Annotated in this window: 24 protein-coding genes; 16 read left to right on the top strand and 8 right to left on the bottom strand. The window is 75.1% G+C overall.

Annotated features, from left to right (window positions below):
* Window positions 1–121: 121 nt before the first annotated feature.
* From AB0F68_RS04680 to AB0F68_RS04645, 8 genes are read left to right on the top strand one after another with little or no spacing between them, the layout of a single operon-like run.
* The gene (locus AB0F68_RS04680; RefSeq protein ID WP_357333326.1) at window positions 122–1,726 is read left to right on the top strand and encodes an HAD-IIIA family hydrolase; all 1,605 of its coding nucleotides are present in this window, start codon (window positions 122–124) and stop codon (window positions 1,724–1,726) included.
* Window positions 1,723–2,697: a glycosyltransferase gene (locus tag AB0F68_RS04675; RefSeq protein WP_357333001.1), complete on the top strand. Its 975-nt coding sequence runs from the start codon at window positions 1,723–1,725 to the stop codon at window positions 2,695–2,697. Before AB0F68_RS04680 ends, AB0F68_RS04675 begins: the two co-directional genes overlap by 4 nt.
* Window positions 2,682–3,899 carry a glycosyltransferase gene (locus AB0F68_RS04670; RefSeq protein ID WP_357333000.1) on the top strand — a complete coding sequence of 406 codons (1,218 nt, stop codon included), beginning with the start codon at window positions 2,682–2,684 and terminating at the stop codon, window positions 3,897–3,899. The genes AB0F68_RS04675 and AB0F68_RS04670 overlap by 16 nt, the downstream gene beginning before the upstream one ends.
* The gene (locus AB0F68_RS04665) at window positions 3,899–4,588 is read left to right on the top strand and encodes an SIS domain-containing protein (RefSeq protein ID WP_357332999.1); all 690 of its coding nucleotides are present in this window, start codon (window positions 3,899–3,901) and stop codon (window positions 4,586–4,588) included. Before AB0F68_RS04670 ends, AB0F68_RS04665 begins: the two co-directional genes overlap by 1 nt.
* A gap of 11 nt (window positions 4,589–4,599) precedes the next feature.
* On the top strand, window positions 4,600–6,096 hold the full coding sequence (locus AB0F68_RS04660) for a PfkB family carbohydrate kinase (RefSeq protein ID WP_357332998.1): 1,497 nt from the start codon (window positions 4,600–4,602) through the stop codon (window positions 6,094–6,096).
* A complete protein-coding gene (locus AB0F68_RS04655; RefSeq protein ID WP_357332997.1) occupies window positions 6,093–6,800 on the top strand; it encodes an SDR family oxidoreductase in 708 nt (235 codons plus the stop codon). Before AB0F68_RS04660 ends, AB0F68_RS04655 begins: the two co-directional genes overlap by 4 nt.
* Window positions 6,797–7,768: a glycosyltransferase family 9 protein gene (locus AB0F68_RS04650; protein WP_357332996.1), complete on the top strand. Its 972-nt coding sequence runs from the start codon at window positions 6,797–6,799 to the stop codon at window positions 7,766–7,768. Before AB0F68_RS04655 ends, AB0F68_RS04650 begins: the two co-directional genes overlap by 4 nt.
* On the top strand, window positions 7,752–8,741 hold the full coding sequence (locus tag AB0F68_RS04645) for a DNA topoisomerase IB (protein ID WP_357332995.1): 990 nt from the start codon (window positions 7,752–7,754) through the stop codon (window positions 8,739–8,741). Before AB0F68_RS04650 ends, AB0F68_RS04645 begins: the two co-directional genes overlap by 17 nt.
* 163 nt (window positions 8,742–8,904) lie before the next feature.
* Here AB0F68_RS04645 and AB0F68_RS04640 read toward each other — a convergent pair whose 3' ends face one another.
* The 5 genes from AB0F68_RS04640 to AB0F68_RS04620 all read right to left on the bottom strand — a co-directional run bounded on the left by AB0F68_RS04640 (window position 8,905) and on the right by AB0F68_RS04620 (window position 13,496).
* Window positions 8,905–9,945: a helix-turn-helix domain-containing protein gene (locus AB0F68_RS04640; protein ID WP_357332994.1), complete on the bottom strand. Its 1,041-nt coding sequence runs from the start codon at window positions 9,943–9,945 to the stop codon at window positions 8,905–8,907.
* A 140-nt stretch (window positions 9,946–10,085) separates the two neighbouring features.
* On the bottom strand, window positions 10,086–10,589 hold the full coding sequence (locus AB0F68_RS04635) for a hypothetical protein (RefSeq protein WP_357332993.1): 504 nt from the start codon (window positions 10,587–10,589) through the stop codon (window positions 10,086–10,088).
* 66 nt (window positions 10,590–10,655) lie between these two features.
* Window positions 10,656–12,287, bottom strand: a complete 1,632-nt coding sequence (locus AB0F68_RS04630) for an ATP-dependent DNA helicase RecQ (RefSeq protein ID WP_357332992.1) — start codon at window positions 12,285–12,287, stop codon at window positions 10,656–10,658.
* A gap of 52 nt (window positions 12,288–12,339) precedes the next feature.
* A complete protein-coding gene (locus tag AB0F68_RS04625; protein WP_357332991.1) occupies window positions 12,340–13,287 on the bottom strand; it encodes a TIGR03557 family F420-dependent LLM class oxidoreductase in 948 nt (315 codons plus the stop codon).
* Between the two features lie 86 nt (window positions 13,288–13,373).
* The gene (locus AB0F68_RS04620; protein WP_256566104.1) at window positions 13,374–13,496 is read right to left on the bottom strand and encodes a hypothetical protein; all 123 of its coding nucleotides are present in this window, start codon (window positions 13,494–13,496) and stop codon (window positions 13,374–13,376) included.
* Window positions 13,497–13,632: 136 nt separating this feature from the next.
* Between AB0F68_RS04620 and AB0F68_RS04615 the strand changes: the two genes are divergently transcribed.
* Window positions 13,633–15,135, top strand: coding sequence for a glycoside hydrolase family 3 N-terminal domain-containing protein (locus tag AB0F68_RS04615; protein WP_357332990.1), 1,503 nt, complete (start codon window positions 13,633–13,635; stop codon window positions 15,133–15,135).
* Between the two features lie 31 nt (window positions 15,136–15,166).
* On the opposite strand, the gene AB0F68_RS04610 is transcribed toward AB0F68_RS04615, so the two are convergent.
* Window positions 15,167–15,454, bottom strand: coding sequence for a GNAT family N-acetyltransferase (locus AB0F68_RS04610; RefSeq protein WP_357332989.1), 288 nt, complete (start codon window positions 15,452–15,454; stop codon window positions 15,167–15,169).
* Window positions 15,451–16,677 (bottom strand): cysteine desulfurase-like protein, encoded by a 1,227-nt coding sequence (locus AB0F68_RS04605; RefSeq protein WP_357332988.1) that lies wholly within the window; start codon window positions 16,675–16,677, stop codon window positions 15,451–15,453. The genes AB0F68_RS04610 and AB0F68_RS04605 overlap by 4 nt, the downstream gene beginning before the upstream one ends.
* 74 nt (window positions 16,678–16,751) lie before the next feature.
* Here AB0F68_RS04605 and AB0F68_RS04600 point away from each other — a divergent pair, with 74 nt between their 5' ends.
* The 7 genes from AB0F68_RS04600 to AB0F68_RS04570 all read left to right on the top strand — a co-directional run bounded on the left by AB0F68_RS04600 (window position 16,752) and on the right by AB0F68_RS04570 (window position 21,115).
* On the top strand, window positions 16,752–17,117 hold the full coding sequence (locus tag AB0F68_RS04600) for a hypothetical protein (protein ID WP_357332987.1): 366 nt from the start codon (window positions 16,752–16,754) through the stop codon (window positions 17,115–17,117).
* 63 nt (window positions 17,118–17,180) lie between these two features.
* Window positions 17,181–18,002, top strand: coding sequence for a DUF1206 domain-containing protein (locus tag AB0F68_RS04595; protein WP_357332986.1), 822 nt, complete (start codon window positions 17,181–17,183; stop codon window positions 18,000–18,002).
* Window positions 18,003–18,079: 77 nt separating this feature from the next.
* Window positions 18,080–19,276, top strand: a complete 1,197-nt coding sequence (locus AB0F68_RS04590; RefSeq protein WP_357332985.1) for a mechanosensitive ion channel domain-containing protein — start codon at window positions 18,080–18,082, stop codon at window positions 19,274–19,276.
* A 306-nt stretch (window positions 19,277–19,582) separates the two neighbouring features.
* Complete coding sequence (locus AB0F68_RS04585) at window positions 19,583–20,017, top strand: phage holin family protein (RefSeq protein WP_357332984.1); 435 nt, start codon at window positions 19,583–19,585, stop codon at window positions 20,015–20,017.
* Window positions 20,014–20,355, top strand: a complete 342-nt coding sequence (locus tag AB0F68_RS04580; RefSeq protein WP_357332983.1) for a DUF3618 domain-containing protein — start codon at window positions 20,014–20,016, stop codon at window positions 20,353–20,355. Before AB0F68_RS04585 ends, AB0F68_RS04580 begins: the two co-directional genes overlap by 4 nt.
* Window positions 20,352–20,624, top strand: coding sequence for a DUF4235 domain-containing protein (locus AB0F68_RS04575; protein WP_357332982.1), 273 nt, complete (start codon window positions 20,352–20,354; stop codon window positions 20,622–20,624). Before AB0F68_RS04580 ends, AB0F68_RS04575 begins: the two co-directional genes overlap by 4 nt.
* Window positions 20,625–20,911: 287 nt before the next feature.
* Window positions 20,912–21,115, top strand: coding sequence for a cold-shock protein (locus AB0F68_RS04570; RefSeq protein ID WP_091424054.1), 204 nt, complete (start codon window positions 20,912–20,914; stop codon window positions 21,113–21,115).
* Between the two features lie 92 nt (window positions 21,116–21,207).
* Here the strand turns inward: AB0F68_RS04570 and AB0F68_RS04565 are convergent, their stop codons facing one another.
* A complete protein-coding gene (locus AB0F68_RS04565; RefSeq protein WP_357332981.1) occupies window positions 21,208–21,405 on the bottom strand; it encodes a hypothetical protein in 198 nt (65 codons plus the stop codon).
* Window positions 21,406–21,411: the final 6 nt, after the last annotated feature.

Below are 21,411 nucleotides of genomic sequence, written 5' to 3'. Positions count from 1 at the left end.
GCCGAAGTTGATGTTTACTCCTCGGGGGGTCGGGAACCCGCCGCCCGTGCGACGGGACCACGAGCGGGATCAGTGCAGGTCAGCCCGGGTTGACCCGGGTGCTGACCGGTTCCCGTCCGGCCTGTACGACGCGGTGCTGCTGGACCGGGACGGCACGCTCATCGAGGACGTGCCCTACAACGGCGACCCGGGGAAGGTCCGCCCGGTGCCCGGCGCCCGGGAGGCGCTTGACCGGCTGCGCGCGGCCGGGCTGCGCCTGGCCGTGGTGAGCAACCAGTCCGGCCTGGCCCGGGGCTGCTTCACCGCCGAGGACCTGCGCCGGGTCAACGCCCGGGTGGAGGAGCTACTCGGGCCCTTCGACAGCTGGCAGGTCTGCCCGCACGGGGAGCCGGACCGCTGCGCCTGCCGCAAGCCGGCCCCCGGCCTGGTGCACGCCGCCGCGCGGGCGCTCGGCACCACACCGACCCGTTGCGTCCTGGTCGGCGACATCGGCGCCGACATGGCCGCCGCCGCGGCGGCCGGCGCCGCCGGGATCATGGTGCCCACCCCGGCCACCCGGGAAGCCGAGGTGGCCGCCGCGCCGACCGTCGCCGCCGACCTGCCGGACGCGGTCGCCACCATCCTCGGCCGGATGCGGCTGGTGGCCGCGCCGGAGCCGGCGCCCCGGCGGGGCACCGTGCTGGTGGCGCGCAGCGACGCGGCCGGCGACGTGCTGGTCACCGGCCCCGGCATCCGCGCGGTGGCGGCCGGGGCGGAACGGGTGGTGCTGCTCTGCGGGCCACGCGGCCGGGCGGCGGCGGAGCTGCTGCCCGGCGTCGACGAGATCATCGAGTCGCCGCTGCCCTGGATCGACGCACCCGCCCCGCCGGTCGACCCGGCGGCCATGCGCGCCCTGGTCGACCGGCTCGCCGCCGTACGCGCGGACGAGGCGGTCGTCTTCACCTCCTTCCACCAGTCGGCGCTGCCGCTGGCGCTGCTGCTGCGGATGGCCGGGGTGCCGCGGATCAGCGCGATCAGCGACGACTACCCGGGCGCCCTGCTCGACGTGCGACACCGGGTCCCCGTCGGGGTGCCCGAGCCGGAGCGGGCGCTGTCGCTGGCCGCGTCGGCCGGCTTCGCGCTGCCTGCCGGCGACGAGCCGGGGCTGCGGCTGCGCGCCGACCGGCTGCCCCCCGCCCCGGCCGCCGCCGGCGAGCCGGGCTACGTCGTGCTGCACCCCGGTTCCTCGGCGGAGACCCGGGCCTGCCCGTTCGAGCTGGCCACCCGGATCGTCCGGGTGCTCAGCGCCGCGGGCTACCGGGTGGTGGTCACCGGTGGGCCCGACGAGCGGGAGCTGACCGCTGAGGTCGCCGCCGCGGGCGGCCTCGACCTGGGCGGGCGTACCGGCCTCGGCGAGCTGGCCGCGGTGGTGGCCCGGGCCGGCGCGCTGGTGGTCGGCAACACCGGCCCGGCGCACCTGGCGGCGGCGCTCGGCGTGCCGGTGGTCAGCCTCTTCGCCCCGACCGTCCCGTTCGGACAGTGGGGGCCCTACCGGGTGCCGACGGTGCGGCTCGGCGACGCCGGGGCGGCCTGCCGGGACACCCGGGCCATGCGCTGCCCGGTCCCCGGCCACCCCTGCCTGTCCGCGGTCGAGCCGGGCCGGGTGCTGGAGGCGCTGCGGCTGCTCGGGGTGCCCGCCGGCGCGCCGGAGCCGCTGGTCGCCGTCCCCGGCGGGGTGGTCGGATGAACGTCCTGGTGTGGCACGTGCACGGGTCCTGGACCACGTCCTTCGTGCACGGCAAGCACCGCTACCTGGTGCCGGTCACCCCGGACCGGGGCCCGTACGGGCTGGGCCGGGCGCGGACCTACCCGTGGCCGGACAGCGCCGTCGAGGTGACCCCGCCGGAGCTGCGCCGGGCCGACGTGGACGTGGTGCTGCTCCAGCGGCCCGAGGAGTTCGACCTGGCCTGCGACTGGCTGGGCCGGCGGGTCGGCCGGGACGTGCCGGCCGTCTACGTCGAGCACAACACCCCGAAGGGCGACGTGCCGAACAACCGGCATCCGATGGCCGACCGGGACGACCTGCTGCTCACCCACGTGACCCACTTCAACGAGCTGTTCTGGGACAACGGCGGCACCCGCACCGCCGTGGTCGAGCACGGGGTCGTCGCCCCCGCCGTCGAGTGGACCGGCGAGCTGGACCGCCTCGCCGTGGTCATCAACGAACCGGTGCGTCGCTGGCGGGTCACCGGCACCGACCTGCTGGCCCGCTTCGCCGAACTCGCGCCGCTGGACGTCTACGGCATGAAGGTGGCGGGGCTCGCCGACCACCTGGGCCTGCCGCCGGACCGGCTGACCAGCCACGACGACGTGCCGCAGCACGCCATGCAGGCCGAGCTGGCGAAGCGGCGGGCGTACCTGCACCTGTGCCGGTGGACCTCGCTCGGGCTGAGCCTCGTCGAGGCCATGACCATGGGGATGCCGGTGGTCGCGCTGGCCACCACCGAGGCCGTGGAGGCGGTGCCGCCGTCCGCCGGCGCCCTCTCCACCCGGGTGGACGTGCTGGTCGAGGCGGCCCGGGGCCTGCTCGACGACCCGGTGGCGGCCCGCCTGGCGGGCGCCGCGGCCCGGACCGCCGCCCGGAACCGCTACGGCCTGGAGCGTTTCCTCGCCGACTGGGACCGGCTGCTGGAGGAGGAAGTATGCGCATCGCGATGATCTCGGAGCACGCCAGCCCGCTCGCCGTCCTCGGCGGCGAGGACGCCGGCGGCCAGAACACGCATGTCGCGGAGCTCTCCGCCGCGCTCGCGGCCGCCGGTCACGACGTCCGCGTGCACACCCGGCTGGACGCGGTGGACCTGCCGGTGCGGGTCCGCGCCCCGGACGGATACGACGTGGTGCACGTGCCCGCCGGGCCGGCCGAGCCGGTGGCCAAGGACGACCTGCTGCCGTACATGCCGGCGTTCGGGGAGTGGCTGGCCGATCGGTGGCGCACCGGCGACTGGCAGCCCGAGGTGGTGCACGCGCACTTCTGGATGAGCGGCCTGGCCGGGCTGGCCGCCGCGCGGCGCACCGGGGTGCCGGTGCTGCAGACGTACCACGCGCTCGGCACGGTCAAGCGCCGCCACCAGGGCGCGCAGGACACGAGCCCACCGGGCCGGGTCGCGCACGAGCGCCGGCTGGGCCGCTCCGTGGACCGGGTGGTCGCCCAGTGCCAGGACGAGGTCGCCGAGCTGGTCCGGATGGGGGTGCCCCGGTCCCGGATGACCGTCGTGCCGTCCGGGGTGAACCTGTCCACCTTCGCCCCGCTCGGCCCGGTCGCCGAACGGGACGGCGACCGCCCCCGGATCCTCACCGTCGGGCGGCTGGTCGAGCGCAAGGGCTTCCAGGACGTCATCCGGGCCACCGCGCTGGTGCCGGACGCCGAGTGCGTGGTGGTCGGTGGCCCGCCGGCCGGGCTGCTGGAGACCGACCCGTACGCGCTGCGGCTGCGGGCGCTCGCCGAGTCCTGCGGGATCGCCGACCGGGTGAAGGTGATCGGGGCGGTGCCCCGGGAGGAGATGGGGCGCTGGTACCGGTCGGCCGACGTGCTGGTCGCCGCCCCCTGGTACGAGCCGTTCGGGCTCACCCCGCTGGAGGCGATGGCGTGCGGCGTACCGGTGATCGGCACCGCCGTGGGCGGGCTGATCGACACGGTGGTGCCCGGCCGGACCGGCGACCTGGTGCCCGCCCGCGACCCGGCGGCGCTCGGCGCGGCGATCCGCGGGCTGCTCGGTGACCGGATCCGCCGGTTCGCCTACGCCACCGCGGCCCTGGAACGGGCCCGCACCCGCTACTCCTGGTCCACCACGGCCGACCGGCTCGCGGAGTTGTACGCCGAGGTGGCCACCGTCCGTCGGCCCACCCGGGTGGTCGCCTGATGGCGCCCACGCCGGCCGTCGGGGGGACGGTGCTGGAGGACCACCTGACCCGGCTGGCCGCCGCGCTGCTGCCGCTGCGCGACGCGGAGCAGCTGCTGGCCCGCTGGGGCGGGGAGCTGGCGCGCCGGCTGGCCAGCGGCGGGCGGCTGCTGGTGGCCGGCAACGGCGGCAGCGCCGCCGAAGCCCAGCACCTCACCGCCGAACTCGTCGGCAAACTCCGCGACGACCGCGAACCCCTCTCCGCCATCGCCCTGCACGCCGAAACCTCCGCCCTCACCGCCATCGGCAACGACTACGGCTACGACGAGGTCTTCGCCCGCCAGGTCCGCGCCCACGGCCGACCCGACGACATCCTCCTGCTCATGTCCACCAGCGGCACCAGCACCAACCTCCTCACCGCCGCCCGGGCCGGCCACGACACCGGCCTGCGCTGCTGGGCCTTCACCGGCCCCGCCCCCAACCCGCTCGCCGGGTCCTGCCACGAGACCCTCGCCATCGACTCGCCGGACAGCCAGGTGGTGCAGGAGCTGCACCTGGTCGCCACCCACGTGCTCTGCGAGTACGTCGACCGGGCGCTGCCCGCGGCGCTCGCCGCTCGCGCGGCGGACCGGAGGCCGGCCGACACGGTGCGGACCGGGGTCGAGGTGGTGCTCGGTGACGGCCCGGACGGGAAGGTGCAGGCCCGATGAGGAGGTCGAGCATGACGGGACCCGTGGTGGTGCTCGGTGACACGCTGCTGGACCGGGACGTCGAGGGGGTGGTGAACCGGCTCTGCCCGGACTCCCCGGTGCCGGTGCTCGAGGAGACCACGCACGCCGACCGTCCCGGCGGCGCCGGCCTCGCCGCCGTCTTCGCCGCCGCGCAGGGAGCCGAGGTCGCGCTGGTCACCGCGCTCGCCGACGACGCCGGCGGGGCCCGGCTCGGCACGCTGCTCACCGCCGCGGGCGTGCAGCTCTACGCGCTGCCGCTGGCCGGGGCGACCCCGGAGAAGATCCGGCTGCGGGCGCGCGGCCGGGTGCTGCTGCGCCACGACCGCGGCGGCCCGGCCGGCGATCCGGGCGCGCCCAGCGAGGCGGTGCTGCGCCTGCTCGCCACCGCCTCGGCCGTGCTGGTCAGCGACTACGGCCGGGGCGTCGCCCGCCACCCGGCGCTGCGCGCCGCGCTGGCCGCGACCCGGGCGCCGGTGGTCTGGGACCCGCACCCGCGCGGCCCGGCCGCGGTGCCCGGCGTCAGCCTGGCCACCCCGAACGAGTCCGAGGCGCGCGAGCTGGCCAAGGCCCCGCCCGGCGCGTCCCGGCTGGTCACCGCGTCCCGGGGCGCTCAGGCGCTGCGCCGGCGCTGGCAGGCCGGTGCGGTGGCGGTGACCCTGGGCGGGGACGGTGCGCTGCTCTGCCACGCCGGATCCACCCCGCTGGTGGTGCCCGCCCCGGCCGCCGAGGGGGACACGTGCGGTGCGGGGGACCGGTTCGCCGCCGCGGCCACCCTGGCCCTGGCGCGAGGCGCGCTGGTCTCCGAGGCGGTGCAGGAGGCGGTCGCCGAGGCGTCCGCCTACGTGGCCGGCGGGGGAGTGGCCACCGCGCTGCCCGCTCCGGTCCGGACCGCCGCCCCGGCGGTGGTCGTCGGCGGCGGGGACCGGATCGGGGCCGCCGCGGCCGGGGAGGTGGTGGCCCGGGTACGCGCGGCCGGCGGCACGGTCGTGGCGACCGGCGGCTGTTTCGACCTGTTGCACGCCGGGCACGTGGCCACCCTCCAGGCGGCCCGGCAGCTCGGCGACTGCCTGGTGGTCTGCCTCAACTCCGACGCCAGCGTGGCCGGGCTGAAGGGCCCGGAGCGGCCGGTGGTGCCGCAGGGCGACCGCGGCCGGCTGCTCGCCGCGCTGGGCTGCGTCGACGCGGTGCTGATCTTCGACGAGCCCACCCCGCACGCGGCGCTGTCCTGGCTGCGGCCGGACATCTGGGTCAAGGGCGGCGACTACGCCAGCGGCGGCGGCGCGGAGACGCTGCCCGAGGCGGAGATCCTGGCCCGGTGGGGCGGGCACACGGTGGTCGTGCCGTACCTGGACGGCCGGTCGACCACCGACATGATCGCGGCGGCCCGGTCCGGGCGCGGCACGGCGGGCTGGCCCGGCGTGGCGGTCCCGGCGACCGAGCCGGACCGGGAGACGGTCGTGCGGTCCACGGCGAAGGGAGCACCATGAGCCAGCGCAGCAGTCCGCCCGGGGCCGGCCCCACCGTCCTGGTCACCGGCGGGTCGAGCGGGCTCGGCGCGGCGGTGGTCGCCGCGGTGGCCCGGGGCGGCGGCCGTCCGCTGGTGCTGGACCGGCAGCGGCCCGCCGACGGGGTGCCCTGGGTCGAGTGCGACCTGGCCGACACCCGGGCCGCGGAGGCCGCCACCCGGCAGCTCGCGGAACGCTCCGGCGGGCTGGACGCCGTGGTCACCGCGGCCGGTATGGACGTGCCGGGAAAGCTGGTCGACGTGCCGGCGGAGACCTGGGAACGGATCGTCACCGTGGACCTGCTCGCCACCGCCGCGGTGATCCGGGCCGCGCTGCCCTACCTGGAGGCGTCCCGGGGCAGCATCGTCACCGTCGCCTCCACGCTCGGGGTGAAGGCGGTCAGCGACGCCACCGCCTACTGCGCGGCGAAGTTCGGGGTGGTCGGCTTCACCCGGGCGCTCGCCGCCGAACTGGCGGGCGCGGTCGGGGTCACCCTGCTCATCCCCGGCGGCATGCGGACCGCCTTCTTCGACCAGCGGGACGCCCAGTACCGTCCCGGCCCGGACGCGGTGCTCAACGAGCCGGCCGACACCGCCGCCGCGGTCATGTTCGCCCTCTCCCAGCCGGCCGGGTGCGCCGTACGCGAGATGGTGGTCTGCGCCGAGCAGGAGTCCTCGTACCCGTGATCCTGGTGCTGCGGGCGCTCGGGGTCGGCGACCTGGCCACCGCCGTCCCGGCGCTGCGTGGCCTGCGCGCCGGACTCCCGGGCCGGGAGCTGGTGCTGGCCGCGCCGGCCTGGCTGGCCCCGCTGGCCGAGCTGACCGGGGTGGTCGACCGGGTGCTGCTCACCCCCGGGCTGACCGGCCGGCCGGTGTGGTCCGGCCGGCCGCCGGAGGTGGCGGTCAACCTGCACGGGCGGGGGCCGCAGTCGCACCGGATGCTCGCCGCCACCCGGCCGGGCCGGCTGCTCGCCCACCGCAACGCCGAGGCCGGGCACCTCGCCGGTCCGGCGTGGGACGACGACGAGCACGAGGTGCGCCGCTGGTGCCGGCTGCTGCACTGGTACGGCCTCCCGGCCGACCCCGGTGACCTGGCGCTGCGCCGCCCGCCCGCCGCCGCCGTCCCGGCCGGGGCCACGGTGCTGCACCCCGGCAGCAAGATCCCCGCGAAGCGCTGGCCGGCCGACCGCTTCGCCGCGCTGGCCCGGACCCTCACCGCCGGGGGACACCGGGTGGTGCTCACCGGCTCGGCCGACGAGCGGGACCTGGCCGCCCGGGTGGCCCGGGACGCGGGGCTGCCGCCGGACGCGGTGCTGGCCGGCCGGACCGGCCTGGCCGAGCTGGCCGCGCTGGTGGCCGACGCCCGGCTGGTGGTCAGCGGCGACACCGGGGTAGCCCACCTTGCCACCGGCTACGGCACCGCCTCGGTGGTGCTCTTCGGGCCGGTGCGGCCGGCGCACTGGGGCCCGCCGCCCGACCGCCCCCGACACCGGGTGCTCGGGGTCACCGACCGCGACGGGATCGACCGGGATTGGCCTGGTCGCGGTGGGGTAGGAACCCACCCGACGTTGGCGGCCATCACGGTCGACGAGGTGGTGACCGCCGTGGACGAGGCGGAACGGGCGGTGCGGGTCTCCGGTGCGATTGCGGCGTAGTGATCCGGGCAGGCCGGGGTACGGACGCCGGCGGCGCGGCAAGGGCTGGCTCTTCGTCGACGCGAAGGGCGAGCCGGTGCGCGACCCCGACGAGCTGGCCCGGCTGGGCGAGCTGGTCATCCCGCCGGCGTGGCAGGACGTGTGGATCTCGCCGTACCCGAACGGCCACATCCAGGCCACCGGGATCGACGCGGCCGGGCGCAAGCAGTACCTCTACCACCCGAAGTGGCGGGAGAAACGGGACGAGGCGAAGTTCGACCACGTGCTGGAGGTGGCCCACCGGCTGCCCGTGCTGCGCGACCGGGTCGAGCACGACCTGGCGCTGCGGGGCCTGCGGCGGGAGCGGGTCCTGGCCACCGTCGCCCGGCTGCTCGACATGGGCATGTTCCGGGTCGGCAGCGACCAGTACGCCACCGGCGAGGACGCCACCTTCGGCGTCTCCACCCTGCGCCCGGAGCACGCCCGCTCGCGCGGCGGCTGCGTGGTCTTCGAGTTCCCCGCGAAGGGCGGCATCGAGCAGGTCCGCCGGATCGAGGACCCGGAGTTGTGCCGGGTGCTGACCAACCTGCGCCGCCGGCGGCGGGCCGAGGAGCGCCTGTTCGGCTACTGGGACGGCGGGACCTGGCGGGACGTGCGCAGCGACGAGGTCAACGACTACCTGCGCGACGCCAGCGGCGGGGAGATGACCGCCAAGGACTTCCGTACCTGGCACGCCACCGTGCTGGCCGCCACCGAGCTGGCCGCGGTCGGCCCGCAGCGTTCCACGACGGCCCGCCGGCGGGCGGTGGTGGCGGTGATGCGCTCGGTCGCCGAGCTGCTCGGCAACACCCCCACGGTGGCCCGGACGTCCTACGTGGACCCGCGGGTGGTCGATCTCTACCACGACGGGGTGCTGGTTCCGGTGGAGCCGGACATGCCGCGCGAGGCGGTGGAGAAGGCCGTGCTCGTGCTGCTGGAGGAGGAGACGGCCTGACCGGCCCCGTCGTCAGTCCTGGGGGGAAGCACGGCGGGGCCGGAAACCGGTGTGGCCCGTCGGAGGGCCACCGGGCGGCCGCCCGCGGCGGAACTCGCCGCGGGCGCCTCGCCACGGCCCCCCGATACCAGTGGGCCGCGCCGGTCGCCCGGCTGGCCCGTACTCAGTATGTCCGGCCGGAGTTGACTGCGGACGCCGCCGTGTTGACGATCCGTGCCGCTTCCAGGTGACGCGCCCGGTACGCCTGCGGGGTCTCCCCGTACGCGGCCCGGAACGCCCGGCTGAAGTGGGCCTTGTCCCGGAAGCCCCAGCGCCCGGCGACGAGCTGGATCGGCCGGTCGGCCAGCGCCGGGTCCGCGAGGTCCCGGCGGCACCGCTCCAGCCGCTCGTCCCGGATGTACGCCGCCACGGTGGTCTCCTCGGCCTCGAAGAGCCGGTGCAGGGACCGGACCGAGACGTGGTGCGCGTCGGCGATGGACTGCGGGCTCAGCGCGACGTCGCCGAGGTGCTGGCGGACGTGCGAGCGCACCTGGGCCAGCAGGGCCCGGCGGCGTACCTCGGTGGGCACCGCGTCCTCGGAGACCAGGTGCCGGCCCAGCATGGTGGACACCAGGTCCAGCCCGACGCCGGCCAGCCGCTCCGCGTCCGCCGCGTGGTACTGCTCGGGATGGGCGGTGAGCCGGATGAGGTAGTCGCCGAGCAGGGCCCCGATCCCCTCGTCGCCGGACATGCGGCCGGCGAACAGGGGAGCGAGCCGGCGACTCGGCAGCGGCAGCGACTCGTACGGGATGAAGGCCACGATGGAGCTGACCGGCTGGTCCTCATCGACGCCATGGTGGCTGATCTCCTGGGGACGGGCGCAGTCGTAGAACGTGAAGTCGCCGGGGCGGCAGATGCCGCGCTGCCCCTCCTGGTCGGTGATTCCAGTGCCGGCGAGGGTCAGCGCGAGCACGTAGTAGTCCGCGTCGGAGCGCTGGATCAGCTTCCGGGTCCGGACCGCGTCGAGCGGGGGGTAGCGGTGGCGGACGAGCTGGAGGGGACCCAGGTCGAGGAACTCCATCCGCGCCACGAAGTTGTCGGCGTGCTCGGTGCGGACCCGCATGAGCCCGGGCGTGTGGGCGAGCATGTCCAGCCACAGCCCGAAGCGGTCGGCGGCGGGCACCTGCTCCGTGTCGAAGACCTGCCGCTTCAGTGCTGTGTCCATGCCCGACCCCCGTGGTTCGTCTCGCCTCGTGAAGCAGGACGCCTCATCAAGCAGGACACCCCACGAGGCCGGGAGTTGGCACCCGTGGGGCGTGACATTTCCGTCATTGACGGACGTGACATCTTCTGTTAACAGTCCGGTCAGTCGTTGAGCACGTGCGCGAGCCGGTCGCGGAAGCGCCGCTCCGAGTCGGTCACCACGTCGCCGCCGAGCCCCAGGATGCCGCCGGTGGGGGCGGCGCCCACCACCTGCTCGGCGATCTCCACCAGCCAGTGCCGGTAGGCGCCGGCCTGCCCCTCGTCGACCTTGCCGGCGAGCAGCGCCGACGCCTGCCCGGCCCGGCCCAGCACGTCCTCGATCATCGCCTGCGGGTCGTCCGGGGTGATGACCGGCAGCTCCGCGCCGGTCTCGGGGTCGCCCACCCGGACCACGACCTCCCCGGCGACGGCGGCCACCAGCGGGCTGGCCGACTCGCGGCCCGCGGCGATGGTCTCCAGCCCGGCGGCGTTCTCGGCCATGGTGCGCCGGGTGCCGTCGGACTCGGCCGCGGCCGCCGCGGTCAGGACCGCCTGCGGCAGCCCGACCAGCAGCCCCCACTCGTCGTCGGAGAAACCGAACTCGGTGTACGCCGGCTGCTCGATCACGATCAAGCCCCTTTCGCGGTGGTCGTCGTTGTCGACGGGCGCCGCTGCCACGGCGCCCGGGTCAGGCTAGTCCAGCTCCAGCAGGCCCTGTTCGGACACCACGCGGACGGACAGCGTCTTGTAGCCCACCTCGTCGAAGAGCACGGTCATCCGGTCCTCCTCGTAGCTGAGCAACAGGCCGGCGCCCCACTCAGGGTGCCGGATCTGGCTGTGCACCGGGAACGGCCCGACCGCGCCGTCCCCGGCGACGCTGGTGCCGGCGTGGCAGTTGTCGCAGTGCCCGCAGACCTCGCTCATCTGCTCGCCGAAGTACGCCAGCAGCGCCTGCCCCCGGCAGCCGGTGGTCTCCGCGAAGGCGCGCATCATGTCGGTGCGCGACCGGGTCACCGTCTGCTGCCGCTCCGCCTCGGCCAGCGCGGCTCGGCCGGACTCGCCGGCGGGCGGGGCGTACCGGGGGGCGGCGATCCGCTGCCGGGCGCGGGGCTCGGCGGCGCCCACCTGCTCCAGCAGGGACAGGTACTGGCCGAGCTTGCGCGGCCCGAGGCCGGTCAGCTCCCGCAGCTCCTTCTTGGTCCGGGCCTGCTTGCGCAGCAGGGCGGCGAGTTCCGCCAGCTCCTTCTCGTCGGGCAGGCCGCCGCTGAAGTAGCGCTGGAGACCCACGTCCTCGGCGCGCCAGAGCAGCAGCACCCGGGCGGGCGCGCCGTCCCGGCCGGCCCGGCCGATCTCCTGGAAGTAGCTGTCCGGCGAGTCGGGCAGCGCCATGTGCACCACCCAGGCGATGTTCGGCTTGTCGATGCCCATGCCGAACGCCGAGGTGGCCACCATGATCGGCACCTCGTCGGCGAGGAACGCCTCGTGCAGCTCGTTGCGTGCGCCGGCCGGCATCCCGCCGTGGTAGTGCTTCGCCGGGTAGCCGGCGTCGGTGAGCCGCTCGGCCAGTTCCTCGGCCGCCCGCCGGGTCGGCACGTAGATGATGCCCGGCCGCTTGTCGTCCCGGAGCAGCGCGATCAGCCGCCGCCACCGGTAGTCGTCGGTGGGGCAGTGCGCCACCTCGAGGAAGAGGTTGGGGCGGTCCAGCCCGGACACCACCACCTCGGGGTCGCGCAGCCGCAGCCGGGCGACGATGTCGTCGCGGACCGGCGGGGAGGCGGTGGCGGTCAGCGCCACCACCGGCGGCCGGCCGATCCCCTCGATCAGGTGGCCGAGCGCCAGGTAGTCCGGGCGGAAGTCGTGCCCCCAGGCGGAGATGCAGTGCGCCTCGTCGATCGCGACCAGCGCCGGCTTGAGCGCGCGGACCTCGGCCAGCCGGTCCGGGTTGCTCAGCGCCTCCGGGGTGATGAACAGGAACTCGGCGTGGCCCGACCGGATCTCCTCGATCGCCTCGGCCTGCTGGGCCGCCGTCTCGTCCGAGCTGATCCGGACCGCCCGCAGCTCGGGGCGTTGCCGCTCGTTGAGCGCGGCGATCTGGTCCTGCTGGAGGGCGAGCAGCGGGGAGATGACCACCGTGGGGCCCGGGATCAGGCTGGCCGGGATCTGGTAGATCGCCGACTTGCCCGCGCCGGTGGGGAGCACCACCAGGGCGTCGCGGCGCTTCATGACCGCGCGCATGGCGGCCAGCTGGTTGGGCCGGAGGGCGGTCCAGCCGAAGAGGCTCTTCGCCGCGCGGCGCAGGGTCGTGGAGTGCGTGGTCAGTCTCATCAGTGGCCGCAGGTACCCCTGGCGATCACCGCCGAAACCGGACCGCGCCGGCTCAGCGCAGCCGGGGCAGCACCTCACGCTGGTAGAGGTCGAACAGGCCCTGCCAGTGCGGGCCGACGTTGGCCACGTAGATCTCGTCGAAGCCGGCCTTGGCGTACTTGTCGATCATCTCCAGGTGGGCGTCGGCGTCCCGGCCGCAGACGAACGACTCCTTCATCATCTCCGGCTTGACCAGCTGCGCGGCCTGCTCGAAGTGGCGCGGTGAGGGGAGCACCTGGGACAGCTCGCCCGGCACGCCGGCGTTGGGCCACCGCTCGTACGCGATCCGCGCGCCCTCATCCTCGCTGTCGGCGTAGGCGGCCTTGAACCCGGCCTGGCAGGGCCTGGCGCCGCCGGAGTCGCGAAACCGGCGGACCATGTCGGCGTCGGGCATGGTGCTGATGTAGCCGTCGCCGATCCGGCCGGCCAACTCGATCGACTTCGGGCCGAAGCCGGAGACGTAGATCGGCGGGGGAGTGTCCGGCCGGGTGTAGATCCGGGCGTGCTCGACCGTGTAGTGCCGGCCGTGGTGGTTGACGAAGTCGCCGGCCCACAGCGCCCGGATCACCTCGACCGCCTCCTCCAGCATCTCCAGCCGGACGTCGGTCTGCGGCCACGGGTCGCCGAAGATGTGCTCGTTCAGCGCCTCGCCGCTGCCCACCCCGAGCACGAACCGCCCGGAGTGCAGCACCGCGCTGGTCGCCGCGGCTTGGGCGATCACCGCGGGATGGATGCGGACGGTCGGGCAGGTGACCGCGGTGGTCACCGGCAACCGGCAGACCTGGCTGAGGGCCCCGATGGTCGACCAGACGAAGGGGCTCTGACCCTGCGCGTCGACCCAGGGGTGGTAGTGGTCGGAGATCCACAGTGCCTCGAAGCCGGCCCGCTCGGCGCCGCGCGCCTGCTCCAGCAGCTCCGCCGGGGTGAACTCCTCGCTGGACAGGAAGTAGCCGATCTTCATCGTTCCCCCTCGCCGCGTCCGGGTGCCGGGCGCACGCACGGACAACGACAGCCCTACCCCCGGGAGACGGGATCCGAACGCGGCGGCTAGCGGCGGAACATCGCGCGGATGGCGATCAGCAGGAACAGGCCGCCGACCACCAGGCCGAGCAGGCGTACGCCGGGGATGTCCGCGGCGCTGGTGGCGTCGGCGAGCAGCGCGGGATGCATGGTCGCACTCTCCCACGGGCCGCGCGGCGGTGCCAGCCGCTAACAGTAAGGATTGTTGACTATTTCGGGACACGGTGTGACCATGGCAGCACCGCCGGGGCGGCGGGCCGTGGGGAAGACGGGGGTACGACAGCGCATGAGCGAGCGGATCGTGGGAGCGACCGGAGACCTGGCGGCCCTGGCCGCCGCCGTCCTGCAACCCGGGTTCGTCGGCACCACACCGCCGCCGTGGGTCTGCCGCTGGCTCGGCGAGGGGCTCGGGTCCGTGGTCCTCTTCGCCCGCAACGTCGTCGACCACGAGCAGGTCGCCGCGCTGACCGCGAACCTGCGCGCCGAGCGGCCCGACGTGATCGTGGCCATCGACGAGGAGGCCGGGGACGTCACCCGGATCGAGTCCGCCCGGGGCAGCTCCCGGCCCGGCAACTTCGCCCTCGGCGCGGTCGACGATCCGGCCCTGACCGAGGAGGTGGCCCGCGACCTGGGCGCCGAGCTGGCCGCGGTGGGCGTCACGCTGAACTACGCCCCGGACGCCGATGTCAACTCGAACCCGGAGAACCCGGTGATCGGGGTCCGCTCGTTCGGCGCCGACCCGGCCCTGGTCGCCCGGCACACCGCCGCCTGGGTCCGCGGCCTGCAGGCCGGCGGGGTGGCGGCCTGCGCCAAGCACTTCCCCGGGCACGGCGACACCCGGGTCGACTCCCACCACGACCTGCCCCGCATCGGCGGGGACCGGGCCCGGCTGGACGCGGTCGAGCTGGCCCCGTTCCGGGCCGCGGTGACGGCCGGGGCGCAGGCGGTGATGACCGGGCACCTGCTGGTGCCGGCGCTGGACCCGGAGCTGCCGGCCACCCTCAGCCCGCGCATCCTTGGCCGCCTGCTCCGCGAGGAGCTGGGGTTCGGCGGCGTGGTGGTGACCGACGCCGTGGAGATGCGGGCGGTCGCCGACCGGTACGGCTTCGCCGGTGCGGCGGTCCGCGCGATCGCCGCCGGGGCGGACGCGATCTGCGTGGGCGGGGAGCGGGCCACCGAGGCCGACGCCCGCGAGCTGCGGGACGCCATCGTGGCCGCCGTGCTCGCCGGTGAGCTGCCGGAGGAGCGGCTGGCCGAGGCGGCCAAGCGGGTCGGGCTGCTGGCCGCCTGGACGGTCGCCGCTCGGGCCGGCCGGTCCGCCGCCCGGCCCGGCGACGCCGGCTCGGCGATCGGGCTGGCCGCCGCGCGCCGGGCCCTGCGGGTGGTCGCCACCACGGGCGGGCTGCTGCCGCTGGCCGGCCCGGCGCACGTGGTGGAGTTCGCCCCGCCGCACAACCTGGCCATCGGTGACGAGACCCCGTGGGGGATCGCCGCGCCCCTGACCGACCTGGCGCCCGGCACCACGACCGCCCGATACGCCCGCGAGGAGGTCCCCGCCGACCCGTCCGCCGGCACGGCCGGCCGCCCGCTGGTGCTGGTGGTGCGGGACCTGCACCGGCACGACTGGATGCGGGACGCGGTGTCCCGCGCCCTGGCCGCCCGCCCGGACGCGGTGGTGGTCGAGCTGGGCGTGCCCGAGCTGGTCACCGGCGCGGTGCACGTGGCCACCCATGGCGCGACCCGGGCCGCCGCCGTCGCCGCGGCCGAACTGCTCGCGGGCGCCCGCTGACCCGGCCCGGTCCGGGTCGACGCCGGCCCGGTCAGGGCTCGGGGACCACCAGGTCGGCGTAGTCGGGGTGGCGCTGGATGAACGCTGCCATGAACTGGCACTGCGTCGCGATCCGGTCGCCCCGCTCGCGGATCTGGTCCAGGGTGCCCTTGATCAGCGCCGAGCCCACCCCCATGTTCCGGTAGCGGTCGTCCACCTCGGTGTGCGTGAAGACCAGCACCTCCCCGCGGGGCACGTACTCGGTGAACCCGGCGAGCGCGTCGTCGACCAGGATCTCGAAGCGGTGCTTCGCGGGGTTCTCCTCGACCAGGAAGCTCACCGGGCCATTCTCTCCCCGGCGGCGGCCAGCCGGTCCAGTTCGGCCAGCAAGCGGTCCACCTCCTCGCCGGTGTTGTAGTGGTAGACGCTGGCCCGGACCGCGCCGCCGCTGTCCCGCAGGCCCATCGTCCGGAAGTACTCGTAGGCGTAGTAGTCGCCGGAGGAGAGGCAGACGCCGGCCGCGCCGAGCGCCGCCGCGGTCTCCGCCGGCGTCGAGCCGGCCACCCGGAACGACACCGTGGGGCAGCGCCGGGCCGGCGAGCCGAAGACGGTGACGAAGGGGCGGGCGGCCAGCCCGGCGAGCAGCCGCTCGAACACGGTCTCCTCGTGCGCCTGGGCGGCGGCCAGCCCGGCCCGGACCCGGTCCCGGCGGCTGCCGGTCGCGGCCGGGTCGAGGGTGGCCAGGTGGTCCACGGCCGCGACCACCCCGGCCAGCAGCGGGAAGCTGGGGGTGCCGTACTCGAACCGGTCCGGGACCGCGTCGGAGGAGGGCAGCAGCTTCGCCGGGCGCAGCGCCGCCCAGCGGGCCGGGTCGGCGGCCATCGCCGCCAGGTGCGGCCCGGACCACTTGTAGGCGCTGGTGACCAGGAAGTCCGCGCCGAGCGAGGCCAGGTCGGTGGGGCCGTGCGGCACCGCGTGCACCCCGTCCACGCAGACCAGCGCGCCGGCCGCGTGCGCCGTCTTGGCGATCGCCGCCACGTCCGGCGCGGTGCCGATCGCGTTGCTGCCGGCGGTCACCGCGACCAGCCGGGTGCGCTCGGTGACCAGGTCGGCGTACTGGCCGGCGGGCAGTTCGCCGGTCGCCGGGTCGAACTCGGCCCAGCGCACCGTCGCCCCGGCGGCCTCGGCCGCCTGCACCCACGGCCGGACGTTGGCGTCGTGGTCAAGCCGGGAGACCACCACCTCGTCGCCGGGCCGCCAGGCCGCGCCGAGCGTCCGGGCCAGGGTGTACGTCAGCGCCGTGGCGCTCGGGCCCAGGACCACGCCGCCCGGTTCCGCGCCGAGCAGATCGGCCACCGCGGCGCGGGCCGCGGCGACCAGGTCCAGCGACCGCCGGCCCGGGACGAACGCGGTGCTCCGGTTTCCGGTGGCGGCGGTCATCGCGGCGGTGACCGCCTCGATCACCGGCCGGGCGGTCTGGGTGCCGCCGGCGCCGTCGAAGTGGGCGAAGCCCTCGGTCAGGGCGGGGTAGGCGGCCCGGGTGCGGGCGATGTCGAAGGGCATGCCGGGACCCTAACCCGTCCCGGGACGATCACCGGTGGGTGGCGGGGTGGCCGTCGTCTCGTACCCTTGGCCGGGTGACGAACCGACGCGTTTCCCCCTCGCTGACCCCCACCCGCCGAGCCGCCGGCCTGCTCGCCGGCCTCGCCCTCGGCGTCGCGCTGCTGGCCGGCTGCAGCTCGGAGAACGCCTCCACCGACTGCGGCCTGGACGCCTGCACGGTCACCTTCGACCGCGGCGTCGACGCCAGCGCCACCATCCTCGGGGTCGAGGCGAAGCTGGTCGGGGCCGAGGGTGACCAGGTCACCGTGGAGGTGGCCGGGGAGCAGCTCTCGCTCACCGTCGGTCAGCAGGCCGCCCAGGCCGGCGGCTTCTCGGTGACCCTGGACAGCGTCACCGACCAGCAGGTCGTCATCCGGGTGGCGCGCGACCCGAACAGCTGATCCACCGCGCCGGGCGGCGGCGGCCGACGTTTGGAAATCTTGACACCGGGAGATTGAGGCGCCATGTCTCTCACCCGGAACGCCGGAGCCACCGCCGCCCAGGCCGCGAACAGCAGGTGGCTCGAACTGTTGACCCGGGCCGGCTTCATCGGCTACGGGATCGTGCACCTCCTCTTCGCCTGGCTGGCCTTGCAGATCGCCTTCGGCAGGTCCGGGGAGGAGGGCAACCAGAACGGCGCTCTGCGCACCCTCGGTGCCCAGCCGATGGGCAAGTTCCTCCTGGTCGCCATGGCCATCGGGCTCTTCGCCATGGCGATCTGGCAGGCGTTCGAGGCGGTCATCGGCCACCGCTTCCTGCGCGGCCGGGAGAAGCTCTTCGAGCGGATCGCCTCCGTCGTCCGCGTGATCGTCTTCGTCTGGCTGGGCTGGACCGCGATCAAGGTCGTCCAGGACGCCAGCAGCAACGCCGCCGACCGGCAGCAGCAGCTCTCCGAGAAGCTGATGGCCTCCGAGGGCGGCCGGTGGCTGGTCGGGCTGGCCGGGCTGGTGCTCGCCGCGGTCGGCATCGGCATGGTCATCTACGGGCTGAAGAAGAAGTTCGAGCGCAACCTCAAGACCGGTGAGATGAGCCCGAAGACGCACACCCTGACCCGCCGCCTCGGCATGGCCGGGTACGCCGCCCGGGGCGCCGTTTTCGCCATCGCCGGCCTGCTGATCGTGGTGGCCGCCGTGAAGTACGACCCGGAGAAGGCCCGCGGCCTGGACGCCGCCCTGCGCACCCTCCGGGACCAGTCGTACGGGCAGGTGCTGCTGACGCTGATGGCGCTCGGCATCGCCGCCTTCGGCGTCTACTGCTTCCTCCAGTCGCGCTATCGCCGGGTGTGATCCTGGTCGATACGCGGTAGTCCGGGCACCATTGGGCCTTTGCCCGATTCCGCCCGGGCGGAGGGAGAGAAAGAAACGTGCAGACCTACCTCGTGACGGCCGTCGCCGCGCTCGCCGCGGCGGCGGTCGCGCTGTTGCTGGTCGAGGTGGTGCACCGGGTCACCCGCCGGCTCGGCCGCCGCTCGCTGCTGATGACGGAGCTGACCGACCACTCGCACCGCTCGTTCCAGGTGGCCGCGACCGTGCTGGCCGTGCAGCTCGCGGTCCGGTTCACCACCGGGTACGCGATCGGCAGCCCCTGGCGGAAGCTCGTCCTGCACGCCCTGGTGCTCGCCCTGATCGCCGCCACCGCCTGGCTGGTCGCCTCGCTGCTGGTGGTGGCGGAGGACACCGCGCTGGCCCGGTTCCGGGTGGACGTGCCGAACAACCGGCACGCCCGGCGGGTGCGTACGCAGGTGGTGCTGCTGCGCCGGCTGACCATCGCGGTGATCGTGGTGCTCGCCCTCGGCGTGATGCTGATGACCTTCCCGGCCGTCCGCGGCATCGGCGCCGGCGTGCTGACCAGCGCCGGTGTGGTCGGTGTGGTCGCCGCGCTGGCCGCGCAGAGCCTGCTGGGCAACGTCTTCGCCGGCCTCCAGCTCGCCTTCAGCGACGCGGTACGCCTGGACGACGTGGTGGTGGTCGAGGGGGAGTGGGGCCGGGTCGAGGAGCTGACCCTCAGCTACGTGGTCGTGCAGATCTGGGACGACCGTCGGCTGATCCTGCCTACCTCCTACTTCACCAGCACCCCGTTCCAGAACTGGACCCGGACCGAGGCGGCCGTGCTCGGCACCGCCGAGTTCGACCTGGACTGGGCCATCCCGGTGCAGGCCATGCGCGAGGAGCTGCGCCGGCTCTGCGAGAGCACCGAGCTGTGGGACGGCCGGGTCTGCGTGCTCCAGGTGACCGATGCCACCGGCGGCCTGGTCAAGGTCCGCGCCCTGGTCAGCGCCGCCGACGCTGGCAGCCTGTGGGACCTGCGCTGCCTGGTCCGCGAGCACCTGGTCGCCTGGGTCCGCGACCAGCGCCCGACCGCCCTGCCCCGGCTGCGCGCCGAGGTGGGCGACACGGCCGGCCCGCTGCCCTGGCAGGCGCCGCAGCCGCGCCGGACGGCCCGCCGGCGACCCGACACCGAGGTGCCCGACGACGCCCGCGTCTTCGGCGGCAGCGACGACGGCGAGGCCCGCAGCGAGGTGTTCGTGGGCCGGGAGGAACACGCCGAGGCCCGTCGCTGACCCGTACCCCGTATCGGAGCCCCCGGCCGCCCCTGCGGTGCCGGGGGCTCGGCGCGTCGCCGCTACGTGACCTCGGGCCTGGCCGGCCCGTTGCACCCGCCGGATGCCAGTGGATTCGCGGCATGTCGGGCCGGCTGCGTTTGATCGGCCCGTTATGGGGGACCTGCTGCGCACGCCCCGGTTCCGGCCGCCGTCCGGCGGCCGGGCCAGGAGATGGTGCGCGGCCGGGCCGACCGGCCGCTCCGCGCAGGATTGACGGGCGGCGACTCCGGGCATACAGCGCGGTGATGATGAAAGGAGGACAGCATGGCTGACGTCGCGAGTCGCAGCACGTCCCGGACCGGGCAGGAGCCGTCCACCGCGGAACTGGTGCAGCGGGCCACCGAGCAGGTCACCCGCCTGGTGCGGGACGAACTGGCGCTGGCCCGGGCGGAACTGACCCAGAAGGGCAAGCACGCCGGGATCGGGATCGGTCTGTTCGGCGGCGGCGGGGTGATGGCCCTCTACGGCGCCGGCGCGCTGGTCGCCACGGTGATCCTGCTGCTGGACCTGGTCATGCCGGCCTGGCTGGCGGCGCTGATCGTGGCGGTGGGGCTCTTCCTGCTCGCCGGGATCCTGGCGCTCGTCGGCAAGAAGCAGGTCAGCCGTGCCGTCCCGCCGGTGCCGGAGGCGACGGTCCGCAGCGTCCGGGCGGACGTCGACACCGTCACCGCCGCGGTGAAGGACGGGAGGCGGGGATGACCGGCAACGGAACCGGGGACGTGGCGGCGCTCCGGGAGGAGATCCGCCGGACCCGGGTGGAGCTGGGTGAGACGATGGAGCTGCTCGCCGCCCGGGCCGACGTCAAGACCCTGGTCCGGCACTCCGCCGACCAGGCGAAGGCGCGGCTCCGCCAGCAGGCGGCGCTGACCGTGGCCCGGGTGCGCGGGCAGGCGGCGGAGAAGGCCCGGCGGGTCCGGGCGCAGGCGTACGAGAAGGGTGGGGCGGTCGGGCGCAACCCGGTGCCGTGGGCGGCCGTGGCGGCCGGTGCCATGGCCACCGCGGTGGTGCTGCTGATCCTCCGGGGGAGGCGCAGGTGAGAAGGGGCATCGGACGGGCGGCCTACAAGCCGGCCGGCGTGCTGATGGGTCTGGCCGCCGGTACGGTCGCCGGGGTCATCTTCCGGCAGGTCTGGAAGATGACGGCGGGCGACGGCGAGGCGCCCAGCGCCACCGACGAGGACCGCCGCTGGGGCGAGATCCTGGCCGCCGCGGCGTTGCAGGGGGCGATCTTCGCGGTCGTCCGGGCCGCCGTGGACCGGGGCGGGGCGGTCGGCGTACGCCGGCTCACCGGCCACTGGCCCGACTGAGTCATACGCACGAAAGGCCCCTTTCCACCTTGATGGACAGGGGCCTTTCGCATGGCCCGTACGGCCCAGCCAGTGGATCTACCGCAACCGTCAGGTCACATGTCGGAGAATTTCGTCCGGTAGGCTGTGCGAAGTTTTTGCGTACGTGGTTTGCTGTCTCACGCTGTTGAGAGACGCGTGGGTTGAGAGAAGTCTCCTTCACCGGGGGCCGCCTCAGGCACCGCTGCTCGAAAACGGCCAATCGGCCGCACGGCGTGCTCGGCCGCCAGTTTTAGAAGGAGATACACATGGCGCAGGGAACCGTGAAGTGGTTCAACGCTGACAAGGGCTTCGGCTTCATCACCGTCGACGGCGGGGGTGCTGACGTGTTCGTCCACTTCTCGGCCATCCAGTCCAGCGGCTACCGCACGCTGGAGGAGAACCAGCGGGTGGAGTTCGAGATCGCCCAGGGTCAGAAGGGTCCGCAGGCCGAGCAGGTCCGCCCCATCTGAGTTGACGGAGCACCGGCCGCGCCGGCCGGTGCGTGAGCCCCGCGTCCCTTCCCGGGAGGCGGGGCTTTCCGCATTGTGGACACCTTTTCCCCTCAGCCGCGCCGGCGCCGGGCCCGCATGCCGAACCAGAGCGCGACGAGTCCGATGAGGACCAGCACCGGGCCGACGACCGCCCAGATCCGCTGGTCGGTCAGCACGCTGCCCTCGACATAGCCCAGCCCCGACACCGTCCACAGGGCACCGAGCACGACGGCGAGCAGCCCCACGGTGAGCCGGAACCAGCCCTTCATCGTTCC

This window comes from Micromonospora sp. NPDC023966 (assembly GCF_040639095.1).
Lineage (GTDB): Bacteria > Actinomycetota > Actinomycetes > Mycobacteriales > Micromonosporaceae > Micromonospora.
Note: the sequence above shows the minus strand (reverse complement) of the source record. Positions and strands in the feature narration are given on the sequence as shown.

What these genes read in the sequence shown, in the direction of transcription:
- AB0F68_RS04640 (WP_357332994.1), bottom strand. Translation starts at nt 9,945, where the DNA reads ATGGACACAGCACTGAAGCGGCAGGTCTTCGACACGGAGCAGGTGCCC.
- AB0F68_RS04620 (WP_256566104.1), bottom strand. Translation starts at nt 13,496, where the DNA reads ATGCATCCCGCGCTGCTCGCCGACGCCACCAGCGCCGCGGACATCCCC.
- AB0F68_RS04665 (WP_357332999.1), top strand. Translation starts at nt 3,899, where the DNA reads ATGGCGCCCACGCCGGCCGTCGGGGGGACGGTGCTGGAGGACCACCTG.
- AB0F68_RS04580 (WP_357332983.1), top strand. Translation starts at nt 20,014, where the DNA reads ATGACCGGCAACGGAACCGGGGACGTGGCGGCGCTCCGGGAGGAGATC.
- AB0F68_RS04585 (WP_357332984.1), top strand. Translation starts at nt 19,583, where the DNA reads ATGGCTGACGTCGCGAGTCGCAGCACGTCCCGGACCGGGCAGGAGCCG.
- AB0F68_RS04570 (WP_091424054.1), top strand. Translation starts at nt 20,912, where the DNA reads ATGGCGCAGGGAACCGTGAAGTGGTTCAACGCTGACAAGGGCTTCGGC.
- AB0F68_RS04615 (WP_357332990.1), top strand. Translation starts at nt 13,633, where the DNA reads ATGAGCGAGCGGATCGTGGGAGCGACCGGAGACCTGGCGGCCCTGGCC.
- AB0F68_RS04595 (WP_357332986.1), top strand. Translation starts at nt 17,181, where the DNA reads ATGTCTCTCACCCGGAACGCCGGAGCCACCGCCGCCCAGGCCGCGAAC.
- AB0F68_RS04625 (WP_357332991.1), bottom strand. Translation starts at nt 13,287, where the DNA reads ATGAAGATCGGCTACTTCCTGTCCAGCGAGGAGTTCACCCCGGCGGAG.
- AB0F68_RS04670 (WP_357333000.1), top strand. Translation starts at nt 2,682, where the DNA reads ATGCGCATCGCGATGATCTCGGAGCACGCCAGCCCGCTCGCCGTCCTC.
- AB0F68_RS04675 (WP_357333001.1), top strand. Translation starts at nt 1,723, where the DNA reads ATGAACGTCCTGGTGTGGCACGTGCACGGGTCCTGGACCACGTCCTTC.
- AB0F68_RS04605 (WP_357332988.1), bottom strand. Translation starts at nt 16,677, where the DNA reads ATGCCCTTCGACATCGCCCGCACCCGGGCCGCCTACCCCGCCCTGACC.
- AB0F68_RS04660 (WP_357332998.1), top strand. Translation starts at nt 4,600, where the DNA reads ATGACGGGACCCGTGGTGGTGCTCGGTGACACGCTGCTGGACCGGGAC.
- AB0F68_RS04630 (WP_357332992.1), bottom strand. Translation starts at nt 12,287, where the DNA reads ATGAGACTGACCACGCACTCCACGACCCTGCGCCGCGCGGCGAAGAGC.
- AB0F68_RS04565 (WP_357332981.1), bottom strand. Translation starts at nt 21,405, where the DNA reads ATGAAGGGCTGGTTCCGGCTCACCGTGGGGCTGCTCGCCGTCGTGCTC.
- AB0F68_RS04655 (WP_357332997.1), top strand. Translation starts at nt 6,093, where the DNA reads ATGAGCCAGCGCAGCAGTCCGCCCGGGGCCGGCCCCACCGTCCTGGTC.